Raw genomic sequence first — 14,732 nt, 5'->3', positions numbered from 1 at the left:
GTGGTGCGTGGAGGCCTAGTAGCCCGTGATGTCGGGCCAGCGCAGTTCGACGCCGGCCGCGGTGAGCTGGTCCTGGAAGGCCGAGAGGAGCTCGGGGGTCTCCCGGACCGCACGGGGGCGGGTGCCGTGGGCGAGGCAGAAGGCGGCGAGCGCGCCGGCGGCCTCCCCGATGTTCCACTCGACCGGGTGGACCCGGTAGGCGCCGTTGGTGATGTGGGTGGTGCCGATGTTCTTGCCGGCGGGCAGGAGGTTCTCGATCCTCTGCGGGAGGAGCGCGCCCAGCGGGATCTCGAACGGGCTGCAGCCGACGTCGATGTAGTTGTCGCCGCCCGTCGAGGGGTGCAGGTCGATCCGGTACATGCCCAGGCCGACGGAGTCCGGGTACCGCACGGCGCCCCGCTCCCCGCGGACGGCGAGCGAGAGGTCCTGCTCGACGACGGTGTAGTCGGCCTTGATCCGGCGCGCCTCGCGGATGTACGGGGCCTGGGCCAGGCCGTCGGTGCCGCCGGTGATGTCGCCGCGCAGCCGCAGCCCCGGGAATCCGGTGCCGCCGTCCGGGCGGGGCGCCTCGGTCTGCATCCAGTACAGGAAGGCGAAGCTCAGCTCCCTGGCCCGGCGCAGGTGGTCGGCGGCATCGGGGACGTCGAGGACCGGGCCTTCGAGGTAGTCGATCATCGGCCAGTTGACCAGGGTGATGTCGCTGGGGTACGCGCCGTCGGTGAAGGTGCGTCGGGCGGCGATCCGGCGGAACGTCCACAGGTTGGCGTTGCCGGGGTTGACGCGCTGGTCGGCGTTGACCGTCAGCGGGTCGTCGCTGGGGTTGGGGCTGAAATCGTGCCCCACCCGCTCCAGCGTCCTGGGGTGCGGGTACTGCCAGGACAACAGTGGTCCGCCCCACACCTCGGGCCGGTAGGACCGCCAGAAGTCGTACTCCGCGGGCTTGTCGATGGTGTGGTCGCCGTCGACGTGGTCCATGGCGAAACACACCGATACGGCCTGCATGTTCAGCGGCTGGGCGGCCTGCGGGGCGCTCGGCTCGCCGGTGACGGCGGCGGACTCGAAGCCGGTGACGTACTCGGTGCCGGTGAGCGGCAGCAGGTCGCCGGTCTCGGTGGCGTCCAGCACGTAGGAGGCGGTGGCGTGGACCTGCTCGCCGGTGTCGCGGTGCGTCAGGGTCACCGCGGTCACCCGGTCGCCGTCGGTGTCGGCGGCGGTCGGCCGGTACGGCTGGAGGACGGTGAGCCGCCCGCTGGCGCGGTAGGGCGCCAGCATCTCCTCGATGACCGCCACCGCGACCCGCGGTTCGTGGCAGAGCTTGCTCACCCAGCCCCCGCCGGGGTTCAGTTCGAGGCGGGCCCTGGCCCGCTCGGTGAGCGGGTAGTTCCGGCGGTAGTAGTCGCGGATGCCGTCGCGCAGGGCCCGGTAGCTGGCCGTGACGCCGAACTGCTCCACCCAGGAATGCTCGTCCGGCGGCACTGCCTGGCTGGTGAGCTGCCCGCCGATCCAGTCGAACTCCTCGGTCAGCACCACGGTCCGGCCGGCGCGGGCGGCGGCGAGCGCCGCGGCGACGCCGCCCAGCCCTCCGCCGACCACCAGCACGTCGCTGCGTATCTCAGTCAAAACGGTCCTTTCTCGGTTCGCCGAGGGTCTGCCCCTCGACGAAGTGGCACGGCAGAAGCCGCTGGAGCGTGGCGCTCGACCGGTCTTCCAGTAAGGCGGCGAGGAGTTCCACCGACTGCCAGCCCATCTCCCGGCGCGGAATGCGGAAGCCGGTGCTCGCGATGTCGGCGTCCGCCGACTCGGCCGGTACGCCGGTCACCACGACCGACAGGTCACCGGGCACGTCGACGCCTCGCTCCCGGGCCGCCCGGATCAGCGCGATCCCGTCGGCGTAGCCCTCGACCACGGCGACGGTCACCCCGGCGGCGAGCAGCGCGTCCAGGGTCTCGCCCGCGGATCGGCCGGCTGTCCGCTCGTGCCGGCCGCTCCCCCGGGTGCCGGCGCGGAACCCGTTCATCCGGTCGTCGGCGGACTCCGCTCCCTCCCCCGCCCCGACGTAGGCGAACTCCCGGTGCCCGAGCTCCCGGGCCCGCTCGACCAGCTTCTGGGTGGCGGCGGCGTAGTCCGCCCCCACGCAGGGCACCGGGCCACCCGCGTCGTCGCGTCGGCCGACTGCCACGAACGGGTAGTTCTCGCGGTTCAGCCGGGCCAGCTCGTCGTGCGGTATGTCCCGGCCGAGCAGGATGCAGCCGTCGGCGATCCGCAGCCGGTTGTTCTCGTGGAACACCTTGCGCCGCCCGTCGACGACCGGAGCGCTGGTGAACAGCAGCAGGTCGCACCTGAGCTGCTCGGCACACTCCTCGATGCCGCGCAGGAACGGGTAGTAGAAGTCGGCGCTGGTGCTCGGGAACACCGATTCGTAGGTGAACACGCCGATGATCTGGTTGAGCTGACGCACCATGCGGCGGGCCACGGGGTCGGCCGCGTACCCGGTCTCCCGGATCACGTCGAGGACGCGCTGTCTGGTCTCGGGAGCGATGCGGGTCGTCGCGTCGGTCCTCTTGTTCAGCACGAGCGAGACCACCGCCTGGCTTACACCGGCGAGGCGAGCGATGTCACGCTGCGTGATCCTTGGCACGGGGGGACTCCTCCGGAGGCTACTGAAGCCCTCGCTGATAATACGTATTATCAACTCGGTGATCAGTGACGCTACTCGGGCCGTTACGCGGTGTCAACGGTCCTGATGGACTTTGCCAGGGTTCTTGGAAAATCCAGGCAGGCGGTCGACATTTCGCAACACCGACCGATTTGCCCCGCCCTCGCGTTCCCGAGGTGGCAAGCGCCCGTTCATCCGTTGTCCACTGGGGCGCCGACCGAGCTCCGGCGACCTCTCCTGGGTCCTTGCGCCGACTACCATCCGTTAGCCACCAAGGCCGCCGGTTCCCCGACCCTCATCGACGCAGTGCCGAGCGACTCCCGAGATCGAAGCGGGTCGGCCCTCCGCGATCCGCCGCATGCCGAAACATCTGCGCCGGGCCCCGGCCCGCCGGCCAGGAAGCCGACGCGTCCGGTTCACCCTGACATGCCCCCGGGACGGGGCAGACGGGAGGCATCCGATCCCCACCCCGGGAGGCGTCGATGACCGTGGCCATGGTGCTGTTACTCGTTCCCCCCGCACTGGCGGCGATCCTGGCCGCCACCGCACCCTCTCTGACACACCGTCACCGCCGCCCGCAGGCAGCCGTGATCCGCAGCGAACGTGCCACGAACCACCCCCGCCATGCCCGGCCGCGACACGACGGTCCGGACCGCAGGAGCCCCGCGCCGCGGAGCAGGCCCATCAGGTGAACACCTGGAACACCTCACGCAGCCCGCCGCCGAAGGCCGATGTCCGTGCGCGGCGGTCCACCGGCACCGTCGCCGCGACTCACCGGCCCCGAGGCACTCCGTCGACGGCCGCCTGGGCAAGGGGCGGGACCGCGGGTCAGCGGGCCAGGGTGAGGACCTGGCCGGGCAGCAGCAGATCGGGGTCCTCGCCGATGGCGGCACGGTTGACGGCGAACAGGGCCGGCCAGCCACCGTCGAACCCGGACACCTCCGCGATGGCGCTCAGGGTGTCGCCCTCGCGCACCGTCCACACGCCCGGGCCCTCGGTGTCATCGTCGCCATCCGTGTCACGGCCCGTCGCGCCGGCGTGCGGGTGCGCGGGCAGGGTGGGCGCGGGCGGCCGGGTCCGCGCGGGCCGGTGGCCCCGGTCCCGGGCTTCGGCGTGAGCGGCGGGACGCTCGCCCCCACGGGTGAGCCTCGCACCACACGCCGGCCACGGCGCGAGACCCCGACGCTCGGCCAGGTGCTCGGCCACCGCGATCTGCTGCTCCCTCGTCGCCCGGTCCGCGCGCGGCGCGTAGGCCGACCCGCCGTTGGAGCGCCAGGTCGCCGCGTCGAACTGCAGGCCTCCGTAGTAGCCGTTCCCCGTGTTCGCGTTCCAGCGCCCACCGCTCTCGCACCGGGCCAGCGCGTCCCAGTCCACCCCCGTCCTCGGCCCCGTGCCCACGGGCGCCGCGCCGGCCGGCGGCGAACCCGGTCCCCCGAACGCGGCGACGAAGGCCAGCAGGAGCAGCAGCAGGGCGAACAGACGGCGCATCGGCACGGGCACGACCGGCATGGGGACTCCACAGCTCGGGGACGAGGACCGGGCACCGCAGCGCCCGGGCCATCCGTCCCCGCCCGATGACATGCCACCGCCGGAACGACCGGCATCTCCTCCGGGCGGCGGCCACCGATCACTCCAAGGGCGGCCCGTTCCCGAGCAGTCCGGAGCCGGGCGACGCAGTGGCACCGACCGCACGCCCAAGAGGCGGTCCGGCCGGCGGGGTGAACGGGATGCGGGCGAGCGCCGGTCTGTTGTGGCATCACCCGACGACGGACGGGCGCGGACGGGTGCCAATCGAGCCCTCGCTTGCTGAACTCCTCAAGTGGCGGGGCGGATCCGGCCGGCGACACCTCCGCAGGTGGCGGCCCGTCAGCAGGTGATGTGGAGGGCGCAGATGTCGTCGCGGCGCTCCCCGGGACCGACGAGCGCCTGCACGAGGGTGTCCAGGAAGTGCGGCGCTGCGGCGTGGGCTGCGGCGACGGTGACCAGCCGGCCCAGGGCTTCGCCGAGGGGGCGGCTCGGGTTCTCGACCAGACCGTCGGTGTAGAGGAGCAGGTGGTCGCCCGGTCGAAGGTCGAGCGAAGCCACCTCGTAGCTGGGTTCCTCGACCGCTCCGAGGAGGATCCCGTCCGGAGAGGGGAGGAGGCGGGCTTCGCCGCCGCGCAGGAGCAGGGGCGGAAGGTGACCGGCCCGGACCCAGGTGAGGCGGGAGGTGGTGGGGTCGTAGCGGGCCATGATCATGGTGGCTGAGCGGTAGGCGCGCTCGGTGTTGTGCAGCAGCAGGGTGTTGAGCCGCGCGAGGATGCCGGGCAGGGGTGTGCCGGTGATCGCCATGCCTTTGGCGGTGAAGCGCAGGAGGGCCATGGTGGCCACCGCGTCGAGTCCGTGTCCGGCGACGTCGCCGACGACGAGCAGGGCGCTGCCGTCGGGCAGTTCGATGGCGCTGTACCAGTCGCCGCCGAGGTTGAGTCCTTCCTGCAACGACTGGTAGACGACGTCCACGGTGAGGCCGGCCAGCCGGAGGGACCGTTGGGGCACGGGCAGCAGGGTGTCCTGGAGCCGGGCGGCCAGGTCGCGTTCGGCGGTGAGCAGGGCCTTCTGGGCCTGCGCGTTCTGTTCGTGTTCCAGCAGTTGCTGTTCGGCGTGCTTGGCGGCGGTGAGGTCCTGGAAGAAGCCGTGGAGCTGGACCGGGTGGCCCTGGGCGTCGGTCTCGGCCTCCGTGACGACCCGCACGTGCCGTACCTCGCCCTGGGGAAGGTGGACGCGGAAGGTGTGGTCGACGGGCTCGCCGTTCTTCAGCAGGCGCCGGATCGCGTCGGCCAGCTCCGGGCGGTCCTCGCTATCGGCGTGCCCGGACAGTTCCTCCAGGGTCAGCGGTCCCCGTGACCGGTCCCGGCCGAAGATCGAGTACACCTCGTCGGACCAGGTGATCGTGCCGCGGACCAGGTCCCGGTCCACCCAGCCCATCCGTCCCAGGCGCTGCATCAGGCCCAGCCGGCGCTGCTCACGCTCGCGCCCGTCCAGCCGGCTCCAGGAGACGACCAGCCCACCCTCGAAGGGCGTCGCGTGCACGCGGTAGCGGGACAGGTGCGGGATGCCCGTGGCGACCTCCTCGTACTCCAGTTCCCCCTCCCAGGCCGCGCCCGACTCCAGCGCTCCGAGGTAGCCCCGCCACAGCTCGGTGCCGGCCACGCCCGGATAGGTCCGGAGAACGCTGCGCCCGAGCAGCTCCGCTCCTGTGCGTCCGCCGACGTCGACCGCCTCGGGCGATACGGCGGCGAAGCTGAAGTCCATCACCGCGCCGGCGGGCCCGAGCTCCGGCTGGAGGAAGACCACCGACCCGGGAAGCCCGGCCAGGACGCGCCGGATCGTCGCGGCCGGGGCGTCCGCTGCCGAGCCCGCGGCGGGCGCTGATGGAGGCCGTTCCTCGTGGTCCGTCATGCAACGAGCATGTCACGTACTCCGGGTGGCTCCGTCCGCCCCGCACGAGTCCGGCCGCTCCGGACGAACCGGGGCAGCCGGTCTGGACATCCCGTCCAGGTCTCGTGCCGGGGGCCGTCACAGGTCGTCCCCGGGGCGGGCGGCCCGGCCCGGGGCGGCCACGTGGGCAAAGGGTTCTCAGCCGGGCCAGGTGCCGGTCAGGCGGCGGGTGCCGGCTGCCCCGCCCCGGTCGATCACCGCTTTGACGAGCGCGTACACCGCTCCCTGGAGCGCGGCTGCGGTCAGCACCTCCCTCCAGGTGCGGTCCTCGTCGGTGGCGCTCGGCGCGTCGTCCCCGTGGTCGAGGAGTGCCCACAGGCGCTTGAAGAGGGCACCGGCCACGACGCCGCCGAGAGCGCCGAACAGAAGTCCGAGCGGCTTGTAGAGGATCTTGACCACGGCGGGCCTCCTGTCAGAGACACGAGCAGGACAACCGGGAGTGCCGGCCTACCAGCGGTACCAGCGGCCCCGACTCCCGGTACTGCTGGTACCCCGCGCGACGAATCCGAGCAGCCAGACCACCAGAACGAGGACCGCCACCCACCACAGCACCTTCAGCGCGAACCCCGCACCGAAGAGGATCAGAGCGAGCAGCAGGACCAGCAGAAGGGGGACCATCGTCAGCAACCTCCGTCGTCGGGTTCGTCATCCTTGACGCCGGTCCGTCTGCCCCGCCCTTTCCTGTCCATGCGCACTCACCGTGGCAGCGCGCCCGCCGGTTCCGACGGCGGTGTCCGGCCGGACCTGGGTGCCGAGGGCACGGTGCCGACCGTTCAGGATCCGCGCCTTGCCGATCCGCACGGGTTGCCGCCCCGACAGCAGGTGGCGGACGCGCGAGGTTCCTCCGGATGGAGCAGTGGCGGGGCCGAGGACAGTCTTCCGTTCACGGTCGTCCGCAGGCTTCTCCCGCCCCGGGCGGCGGCCGGGCGACCGGGCCGCGGACGCGACGAGTGGTGCGCGGACCGACTGGCAGGACCACCCCGGGCTTGCCGAAGCTGGTCCGGGGGCCGCGGACCTCAGGTCCGCGACGACCGAAGGGAATCCCATGGGCAGCTTGCCGACCGACCACATGCATGCCGTCGTGACGGGAGGGGCCGGATTCGTGGGTTCCCACCTGTGCACGGAACTCGTCCGGCTCGGCCATGCCGTCACCTGTGTCGACGACTTCTGCACCGGTAAGCCGGCCAACGTGCGCCATCTGGCGGGCCGCCCCGGTTTCGAACTCCGTGAGGCGGATGTCACCGACCGGCTGGAGATCGACCGGCCCGTGGATCTCGTCCTCCACCTGGCCTCCCCCGCCTCTCCCGCCGACTACCTCCGGCTTCCGGTCCACACCCTTGAGGCGGGCAGCCTGGGCACCCGCAACGCGCTGGCACTGGCCCAGCGGCACGGCGCGAGGTTCCTGCTCACCTCGACCTCGGAGGTCTACGGCGACCCGCTGCAGCATCCGCAGAGCGAGACCTACTGGGGCAACGTCAACCCCATCGGTCCGCGGAGCGTCTACGACGAGGCGAAGCGGTTCGCCGAGGCGCTGACCACGGCCGAGGCCGCCGCCGAGGGGGTGGACACCGCGATCGTCCGCCTGTTCAACACCTACGGGCCCCGCATGAGGTCCCACGACGGGCGGGCGGTGCCGACGTTCATCCGCCAGGCACTGGACGGCGAGCCTCTGACGGTGACCGGCGACGGCAGCCAGACACGCTCCCTGACCTATGTGAGCGACACCGTGAACGGCATCCTCGCGATGGCCCGCTCCGAGCTGGCCGGCCCGGTGAACCTCGGCAACGACACCGAGATCAGCATGCGGGAGCTGGCCGGGCTCGTCATCGAGCTCACCGGCTCCACGTCGACGGTGGAGTTCATCGCGCGCCCCACCGACGACCCCGCGGTCAGGCGCCCGGACATCACCCTGGCCCGCGGAAAGCTCCGCTGGGAACCGACCGTGCCCGCCCGCGAAGGACTCGCCCGCACCATCGCCTGGTTCCGCGAGCACCCCGAGGCCTGAGCAGTCCGTTCCGACCCGACCCTCCCCTCTGACGTGCGGGGCCCGCCGCCGATCCGGAAGGCCGTCAACCATGCGCATTCTCGGCATCAATGCCCTCTTCCACGACCCTGCCGCCGCCCTCGTCATCGACGGGCGGACGGTGGCGGCGGCGGAGGAAGAGCGTTTCAGCCGCCGCAAGCACGGCAAGCGTCCGTTGCCGTTCTCCGCCTGGGAGCTGCCCGAACAGGCCGCTCGCTGGTGCCTGGACCACGCGGGCATCCGCCCCGGGGACCTCGACCTGGTGGGCTACTCCTTCGACCCGGCACTCGCCCGGCCCGCCGAGCAGCTGGGACTGGACGACCCCTGGGACCACGTGCGCCTCACCTATGCCCGCGAGGCCCCGAACTTCCTCGCCGAGGCACTGCCCGGGCTGGACCCCGCCAAGGTCAGGTTCGTCCCGCACCACGTCGCGCACGCCGCCTCCGCCGCGTTCGCGGCCGACGGGGACAGCGACCCCTCCTCGGTCCTGGTGCTCGACGGCCGGGGCGAGGCGACGTCGCACCTGGCCGCCCGCCGGGTCGGTCCGCGGCTGGAACAGCTCGCGGCCCAGGAACTCCCGCACTCCATGGGCCTGGTGTACGAGGAGCTGACCCAGCACCTGGGGTTCCTCCGGTCCTCGGACGAGTACAAGGTGATGGCGATGGCCTCCTACGGGTCGCCGACATCGGTGGCGGAACTCCGCCGGCACGTCTACTCCACCGGCGACGGCGGCTTCCACGCCGCCGGCGTGCCGTGGGCCGGGTTCGCACCGGCCCTGCGGCCCGGCCAGGAGTGGACGCCCGCCCACGCCGACCTCGCGTGCTCCGCGCAACGGGTGCTCGAAGAGGTGCTGCTGGACCTGGCCCGCTGGCTGCACGGGCGCACCCACGACCGGCTGCTGGCACTGGCCGGCGGGGTGGCCCTGAACTGCGTGGCGAACTCCCGCATCGCCGCCGAGGGCCCGTTCGAACGGGTCTGGGTGCAACCGGCCGCCGGGGACGCGGGCACCGCACTGGGCGCCGCGCTGCACCTCGCGGCCTCCGCCGGGGAACAGCCGGAGCCGATGCCCGGCGCCGACCTCGGCCGGGGCTGGTCGGACCAGGAACTGGAGGCCTGGCTGCGCGGCGCCGCCGTCCCCTACCAACGCTCGGAGGACGTCGCCGCCGAGGTGGCCCGGGAGCTCGCCGCGGACGGCATCGTCGCGTGGTTCCAGGGCCGGTCCGAATTCGGTCCGCGCGCGCTCGGTCACCGCTCCCTGCTCGCCCACCCCGGCCGGGCCGCGAACCTCGAACGGCTGAACGACGTCAAGGGGCGGGAGCAGTTCCGGCCCGTCGCGCCGATGGTCCTCGCCGACCGGGCACCGAAGATCTTCAACGGCCGGCACCCGAGCCCCTACATGCTGTTCGTCCACGAGGTCGCACCCGCGTGGCGCGACCGGATCCCCGCCGTGGTCCACGTGGACGGCACGGCCCGGATCCAGAGCGTGGATCCCGTGGACGACCCGCTGACGGCACGGATGCTGGAGCGGTTCGAGCTGCTGACCGGCCTCCCCGTCGTCGTCAACACCAGCCTCAACACGGCGGGACGCCCGATGGTGGACGACGTCCGCGACGCCCTGGAGTGCTTCGGCTCCGCGCCGATCGACCTGCTCGCCCTCGGCCCGTTCGTCGTCCGCCGAGGAGCCCTGTTCACAGGGCCGGACCGCTCGGAGGCCCGGGCATGACGCACAGCACCGACCCCTCGTACGCCGTCGTCATCCCCACGCTCGGCCGGCCGAGCCTCTCCGTCACCCTCGCCGCCCTCGCCGGGGCCCGCGGTCCGGCACCGGAACGCGTGGTCCTGGTGGACGACCGCCCGCTGACCGACTGCGGGCCGCTGGACGTCGAGATCCCGCCGTCCCTCCGGGACCGGATCTCGGTGGTGGCGGGTTGCGGGAACGGCCCGGCGGCCGCCCGCAACACCGGCTGGCGGAGCGTCGGACAGGAATGGATCGCCTTCCTGGACGACGACACCGTGCCCGGACCGACCTGGCCGGCCGACCTCGCCGCCGACCTCGCCGCCTGCGGGCGGCGGACCGGCGGAAGCCAGGGCACCGTCGTGGTGCCGCTGCCCGCCGACCGGCGGCCGACCGACTGGGAACGGTCGACCGCCGGGCTCGCCGGATCGTTGTGGATCACAGCGGACATGGCCTACCGCCGCGCCGTTCTGGAGCAGGTCGGCGGCTTCGACGAGCGCTTCCCGAGGGCGTTCCGCGAGGACGCCGACCTGGCCCTGCGCGTCCTCGACGCCGGCTGGTACCTCACCCGGGGTGCCCGCACCACTCTGCACCCCGTCCGGCCGGCCGACCGCTGGGTCTCCCTGCGCCAGCAGGCGGGCAACGCGGACGACATCCTGATGAACCGCCTTCACGGGCGGCACTGGTGGCACCGGGCCGGAGCAGCCCGCGGCCGGCTCCCCCGGCACCTGGCGATCACCGGCTGCGGGCTGGGCGCCGCCGTCGCCGCGCTGGCCCACCGCCCCCGCGCCTGCCTCGCGCTCGCCGGGCTCTGGCTGGCGGGCACCGGGGAGTTCGCGCTGGCGAGGATCGCGCCCGGGCCTCGGCTCGCGGACGAGGTCACGACGATGCTGCTCACCAGCGCGGCGATCCCCCCCACCGCGACCTACCACTGGGCCGTGGGCCTGCTGCGGCACCGCCGCGTGGCGCCCTGGCGGCCCGTGCCGGACACCGTGTCCGGGCCCGCGCACCCGGCCGGCGGCGGACAACCGGTTCCGGCCCACCACGGCGCCCCGTAGGCGCGCAGCCGAGGAGGACACCCCCATGACCGTTCCCACCGACTCCACCGCGCCGGCCGGGCCCGTGCCCGGACGCCCGGACCGGGACGGCCTGCTGCCATGGATTCGGGCGACCGGGTCCGCGGGTGCCGCGGACCGTCCGGGGACACCGCGTGCGGCCGTGCTCTTCGACCGCGACGGAACGCTCGTCCATGACGTGCCGTACAACGGTGATCCGGGCGCCGTACGTCCGGTGACCGCCGCGACCGACGCCGTCACGGCGCTGCGATCGGCCGGGATCCTGGTGGGCGTCGTGAGCAACCAGTCCGGTGTGGCTCGCGGACTGCTCACCCGGGAGCAGGTCGAGGCGGTGAACCGGCGCATCGAGGCGCTGCTCGGACCGATGGACGTCTGGGCCGTCTGCCCGCACGGCCCCGGGGACGGCTGCCGCTGCCGCAAGCCGGCCCCCGGACTGGTCCTGGCCGCCTGCCGGGTCCTGGGCGTTCCGCCCCGGCGGGCGGTCGTCATCGGCGACATCGGCTCCGACGGCGCCGCGGCCGAGGCCGCCGGGGCGTTCCCCGTCCTGGTGCCCAACACGGCCACCCGCGCCGAGGAGACGGCTGCGGCGAGGACCGTCGCGAGCGATCTCGTCGCAGCCGTCGGAGCCGCGCTGAACCACCTCCTTCCCGCTGGGCGGGCCGCATGACGAGGACCCTCGTCGTACGCCTCGACAGCGCGGGCGACGTGCTGCTCGCCGGGCCCGCCGTGCGAGCCGTCGCGGGCTCCTCCGCGCACGTGGCCATGCTGTGCGGACCCCGGGGCGCCGCGGCGGCCGAGATCCTGCCCGGCGTCGACCGGACCATCGTCTGGGACGCCCCCTGGGTCGGCCTCGACCCGCCTCCGCTGGACGGCGAGGACGTCCGGGCGGTCGTGGCGGACCTCGCCCGGCAGCGTTTCGACCGCGCCGTCGTCTTCACCTCCTTCCACCAGAGCCCGCTGCCCACGGCCCTGTTGCTCCGGCTGGCCGGCGTGGCCGCCATCGCCGCCGACTGCGAGGACTACCCCGGTTCGCTGCTCGATCTGCGCCACCGGCGCGCGCCCGGTCGGCATGAGGCCGAAGCGGCCCTCGACCTGGCCCGGGCCGCCGGGTTCCCGCTTCCCCCGCACGATGACGGCCGGCTGCGGGTGCTGCCGCCGCCCGACCTGCGGCACCTGACCGGCCCGGACCCGTACGTGGTGGTCCATCCCGGCGCGGCCGTCCCCGCCCGCGCCGCCGGGCCCGCGGTGCTCGCGGCCGCCGTACGTGCTCTGGTGGACTGCGGACGGCGCGTGGTGGTGACCGGTGGGCCGGCGGAGAAGGAACTCACCGCCGAGGTCGCGGGGGCGCACGGTCTGGACCTCGGAGGCCGCACCGACCTCAGGGGCCTCTCGGCGGTCCTGGCCGCGGCCGACGCCGTGGTCGCGGGCAACACCGGTCCCGCCCATCTGGCCGCCGCCGTCGGCACCCCGGTCGTGAGCCTGTTCTCACCGGTCGTGCCGGCCGAGCGCTGGCGGCCCTTCGGCGTGCCGCACCTGCTGCTGGGCCGCCAGGACGCGCCGTGCGCCGCGAGCCGCGCCCGGGTCTGCCCCGTCGAGGGCCACCCCTGCCTGGACACCCTGACCGGCCCCGACATCGCGGCGGCGGTGGGCCGGTTGACGAGCGGAGCGATGTCGGCCCCGGGCGGGCGGTTCCCGCCCGCCCGGCCGAGCACCGGAAAGGTGAGCTCATGAACATCCCGCTGTGGCACGTGCCCGGTTCCCGGACGACCGCATTCGTCCGGGAACGGTTCCCGGAGGACCGGGACCGCCTGATCGATGGGGTGACACGGTGAACCGGCCCCTGACCGTCGCCCTGGTGTCCGAACACGCCAGCCCGCTCGCCGTGCTGGGCGGAGTGGACGCCGGAGGTCAGAACGTCCACGTCGCCGCACTCGCCGGCGCCCTGGCCGACCTGGGCCACCGGGTGGTCGTCCACACCCGGCGCGACCGCGCCGGATCGGCCGAGGAGGTCGTGATGCGCCCGGGCGTCGTCGTCCACCACGTGCCGGCCGGACCGCCCCGCCCGGTCCCCAAGGACCAACTCCTGCCCTACATGAGCGAGTTCGGTGACCATCTGGCGCGCTACTGGACCCGCCGCAGACCGGACGTCGTGCACTCGCACTTCTGGATGTCGGGGCTGGCCGCCCTGCGCGGAGCACGGCACCTGGGCATACCGGTCGCCCACACCTATCACGCACTCGGTACGGTCAAGCGTCGGCACCAGGGCCACGAGGACAGCAGCCCCGCCCAGCGGATCGCGCTGGAGTCGCACCTCGGCCGCACGGCCACGCGCGTGATCGCCACCTGCAGCGACGAAGTGGCCGAGCTCCTCGCGATGGGTGTGCCCACCGACCGCATCAGGATCGTGCCGTGCGGTGTCGACCCGGACCGGTTCACCCCCCAGGGTGACGTGGCACCCCGCTCGGCGCCGCACCGGCTGCTGATGGTCGGGCGGCTCGTCGCGCGCAAGGGCGGTGCCACCGCGCTGGAGGCACTCGCCCGGCTGCCCGACACCGAGCTGGTGGTCGCCGGCGGTCCCCCGGCCGATCGGCTGGGCACCGAGCCGGAGTGCCGGCGGCTGCGCGCGCTGGCCGTCGACCACGGCGTGGCCGACCGGCTCGTCCTGCTGGGCGGCGTGCCCAACACCCGGATGCCGGCGCTCCTGCGCAGCGCCGACCTCGTGGTCTGCCCCGCGCGCTACGAGCCGTTCGGCATCGTCCCGCTGGAGTCGATGGCCTGCGGCGTGCCGGTGGTCGCCACCGCGGTCGGCGGGCACCTCGATACGGTCGCCGACGGCCGGACGGGCCTGCTGGTGCCCGCCGGGTCCGGTGCGGCACTGGCCGCCGCAGCCGCCAGGCTGCTCGGTGACCAGCGGCTGCGCCGTGACTTCGGGGCGGCCGGGCGCCGGCGCGTCCTCGCCTTCTACGGCTGGGACCGGGTCGCGGCGAGCACCGAGAGGATCTACCGGGAGGCGGTGCGCCCCCACCCGGTGGCCCTCGAACCGCCGACCCGTACCGCGGCGCCGTCGGGAGGACTGTGATGAGCGCCCACTTCCACGAGTCGGCGCACGACCTCGCGGAGGCCGAGCGGCACTGCACCGCGCTGGAGGACGCGGTGCGGGCCCTGCGCGGCGGGCAGCTTCCGCTGCTCACCGGCTGGGGCCAGGCCCTGGCCGGCCTGCTGCCGGCCGGTGGGCGCCTGCTCGTCGCGGGCAACGGCGGCAGTGCCGCGCAGGCCCAGCACCTCACCGCCGAACTCGTCGGCCGCTACCGCGTCGAGCGGCCCGCGTTCTCCGCGCTGGCCCTGCACGCCGAGACGTCCGCACTGACCGCGATCGGCAACGACTACGGCTTCGAGGAGGTGTACGCACGCCAGGTGGCCGCGCACGGAAGGCCCGGCGACGTCCTGGTCCTGATGTCGACCTCGGGACGCAGCGGCAACCTGCTCAGGGCCGCCGACGCCGGCCGCGGGTCAGGTCTCGGGGTGTGGGCGATGACGGGCCCGGCACCCAACCCGCTCGCCGAGCGGGCCGACGAGACCCTCGCCGTCGCCTGCGAGGCGACCGCCACCGTCCAGGAGGTCCACCTGATGGCGCTCCACCTGATCTGTGAGGCCTTCGACGCGGCGCTGACCCGCCGCACCGTCGGGCACGCCCCGGCCGACGGCGTCCAGCCGGCGGGTGAGGTCGCGTGAACGGGCCGCTCGTGGTGGTGGAGCGGGCCGCCG

Annotated in this window: 13 protein-coding genes; 7 read left to right on the top strand and 6 right to left on the bottom strand. The window is 73.8% G+C overall.

What is annotated here, in order from left to right; all coding sequences use genetic code 11:
- Positions 1–15 precede the first annotated feature (15 nt).
- From ABTX81_RS30160 to ABTX81_RS30135, 6 genes are all read right to left on the bottom strand, one after another.
- The gene (locus ABTX81_RS30160; protein WP_350552096.1) at positions 16–1,611 is read right to left on the bottom strand and encodes an FAD-dependent oxidoreductase; all 1,596 of its coding nucleotides are present in this window, start codon (positions 1,609–1,611) and stop codon (positions 16–18) included.
- A gap of 1 nt (position 1,612) precedes the next feature.
- Complete coding sequence (locus ABTX81_RS30155) at positions 1,613–2,638, bottom strand: LacI family DNA-binding transcriptional regulator (protein ID WP_350552055.1); 1,026 nt, start codon at positions 2,636–2,638, stop codon at positions 1,613–1,615.
- Between the two features lie 846 nt (positions 2,639–3,484).
- The gene (locus ABTX81_RS30150; protein WP_350552052.1) at positions 3,485–4,165 is read right to left on the bottom strand and encodes a transglycosylase family protein; all 681 of its coding nucleotides are present in this window, start codon (positions 4,163–4,165) and stop codon (positions 3,485–3,487) included.
- A gap of 357 nt (positions 4,166–4,522) precedes the next feature.
- Positions 4,523–6,094, bottom strand: coding sequence for a PP2C family protein-serine/threonine phosphatase (locus ABTX81_RS30145; RefSeq protein ID WP_350552049.1), 1,572 nt, complete (start codon positions 6,092–6,094; stop codon positions 4,523–4,525).
- Positions 6,095–6,271: 177 nt separating this feature from the next.
- A complete protein-coding gene (locus ABTX81_RS30140; protein WP_350552046.1) occupies positions 6,272–6,532 on the bottom strand; it encodes a DUF4235 domain-containing protein in 261 nt (86 codons plus the stop codon).
- Between the two features lie 48 nt (positions 6,533–6,580).
- Entirely contained in the window at positions 6,581–6,751 is a 171-nt protein-coding gene (locus ABTX81_RS30135; RefSeq protein ID WP_350552043.1) for a hydrophobic protein, read from the bottom strand.
- Positions 6,752–7,178: 427 nt separating this feature from the next.
- Between ABTX81_RS30135 and ABTX81_RS30130 the strand changes: the two genes are divergently transcribed.
- From ABTX81_RS30130 to ABTX81_RS30100, 7 genes are all read left to right on the top strand, one after another.
- Positions 7,179–8,138 (top strand): NAD-dependent epimerase/dehydratase family protein, encoded by a 960-nt coding sequence (locus tag ABTX81_RS30130; RefSeq protein WP_350552040.1) that lies wholly within the window; start codon positions 7,179–7,181, stop codon positions 8,136–8,138.
- A gap of 70 nt (positions 8,139–8,208) precedes the next feature.
- Complete coding sequence (locus ABTX81_RS30125) at positions 8,209–9,879, top strand: carbamoyltransferase family protein (protein WP_350552037.1); 1,671 nt, start codon at positions 8,209–8,211, stop codon at positions 9,877–9,879.
- The gene (locus ABTX81_RS30120) at positions 9,876–10,949 is read left to right on the top strand and encodes a glycosyltransferase family 2 protein (protein ID WP_350552035.1); all 1,074 of its coding nucleotides are present in this window, start codon (positions 9,876–9,878) and stop codon (positions 10,947–10,949) included. The genes ABTX81_RS30125 and ABTX81_RS30120 overlap by 4 nt, the downstream gene beginning before the upstream one ends.
- Positions 10,950–10,974: 25 nt before the next feature.
- On the top strand, positions 10,975–11,634 hold the full coding sequence (locus tag ABTX81_RS30115; protein WP_350552032.1) for a D-glycero-alpha-D-manno-heptose-1,7-bisphosphate 7-phosphatase: 660 nt from the start codon (positions 10,975–10,977) through the stop codon (positions 11,632–11,634).
- Positions 11,631–12,698, top strand: a complete 1,068-nt coding sequence (locus tag ABTX81_RS30110; protein ID WP_350552029.1) for a glycosyltransferase family 9 protein — start codon at positions 11,631–11,633, stop codon at positions 12,696–12,698. Before ABTX81_RS30115 ends, ABTX81_RS30110 begins: the two co-directional genes overlap by 4 nt.
- A gap of 97 nt (positions 12,699–12,795) precedes the next feature.
- A complete protein-coding gene (locus ABTX81_RS30105; protein WP_350552026.1) occupies positions 12,796–14,046 on the top strand; it encodes a glycosyltransferase in 1,251 nt (416 codons plus the stop codon).
- Positions 14,046–14,699: a D-sedoheptulose-7-phosphate isomerase gene (locus ABTX81_RS30100; RefSeq protein ID WP_350552023.1), complete on the top strand. Its 654-nt coding sequence runs from the start codon at positions 14,046–14,048 to the stop codon at positions 14,697–14,699. The genes ABTX81_RS30105 and ABTX81_RS30100 overlap by 1 nt, the downstream gene beginning before the upstream one ends.
- Positions 14,700–14,732: the final 33 nt, after the last annotated feature.

The organism is Kitasatospora sp. NPDC097605 (assembly GCF_040302725.1).
Lineage (GTDB): Bacteria > Actinomycetota > Actinomycetes > Streptomycetales > Streptomycetaceae > Kitasatospora.
This window is presented reverse-complemented; position numbering and strand designations above follow the sequence as displayed.

Excerpts from the sequence above, each read along its gene's own strand:
- ABTX81_RS30150 (WP_350552052.1), bottom strand. The coding sequence starts at position 4,165 with ATGCCGGTCGTGCCCGTGCCGATGCGCCGTCTGTTCGCCCTGCTGCTG.
- ABTX81_RS30120 (WP_350552035.1), top strand. The coding sequence starts at position 9,876 with ATGACGCACAGCACCGACCCCTCGTACGCCGTCGTCATCCCCACGCTC.
- ABTX81_RS30145 (WP_350552049.1), bottom strand. The coding sequence starts at position 6,094 with ATGACGGACCACGAGGAACGGCCTCCATCAGCGCCCGCCGCGGGCTCG.
- ABTX81_RS30115 (WP_350552032.1), top strand. The coding sequence starts at position 10,975 with ATGACCGTTCCCACCGACTCCACCGCGCCGGCCGGGCCCGTGCCCGGA.
- ABTX81_RS30110 (WP_350552029.1), top strand. The coding sequence starts at position 11,631 with ATGACGAGGACCCTCGTCGTACGCCTCGACAGCGCGGGCGACGTGCTG.
- ABTX81_RS30100 (WP_350552023.1), top strand. The coding sequence starts at position 14,046 with ATGAGCGCCCACTTCCACGAGTCGGCGCACGACCTCGCGGAGGCCGAG.
- ABTX81_RS30125 (WP_350552037.1), top strand. The coding sequence starts at position 8,209 with ATGCGCATTCTCGGCATCAATGCCCTCTTCCACGACCCTGCCGCCGCC.
- ABTX81_RS30130 (WP_350552040.1), top strand. The coding sequence starts at position 7,179 with ATGGGCAGCTTGCCGACCGACCACATGCATGCCGTCGTGACGGGAGGG.
- ABTX81_RS30135 (WP_350552043.1), bottom strand. The coding sequence starts at position 6,751 with ATGGTCCCCCTTCTGCTGGTCCTGCTGCTCGCTCTGATCCTCTTCGGT.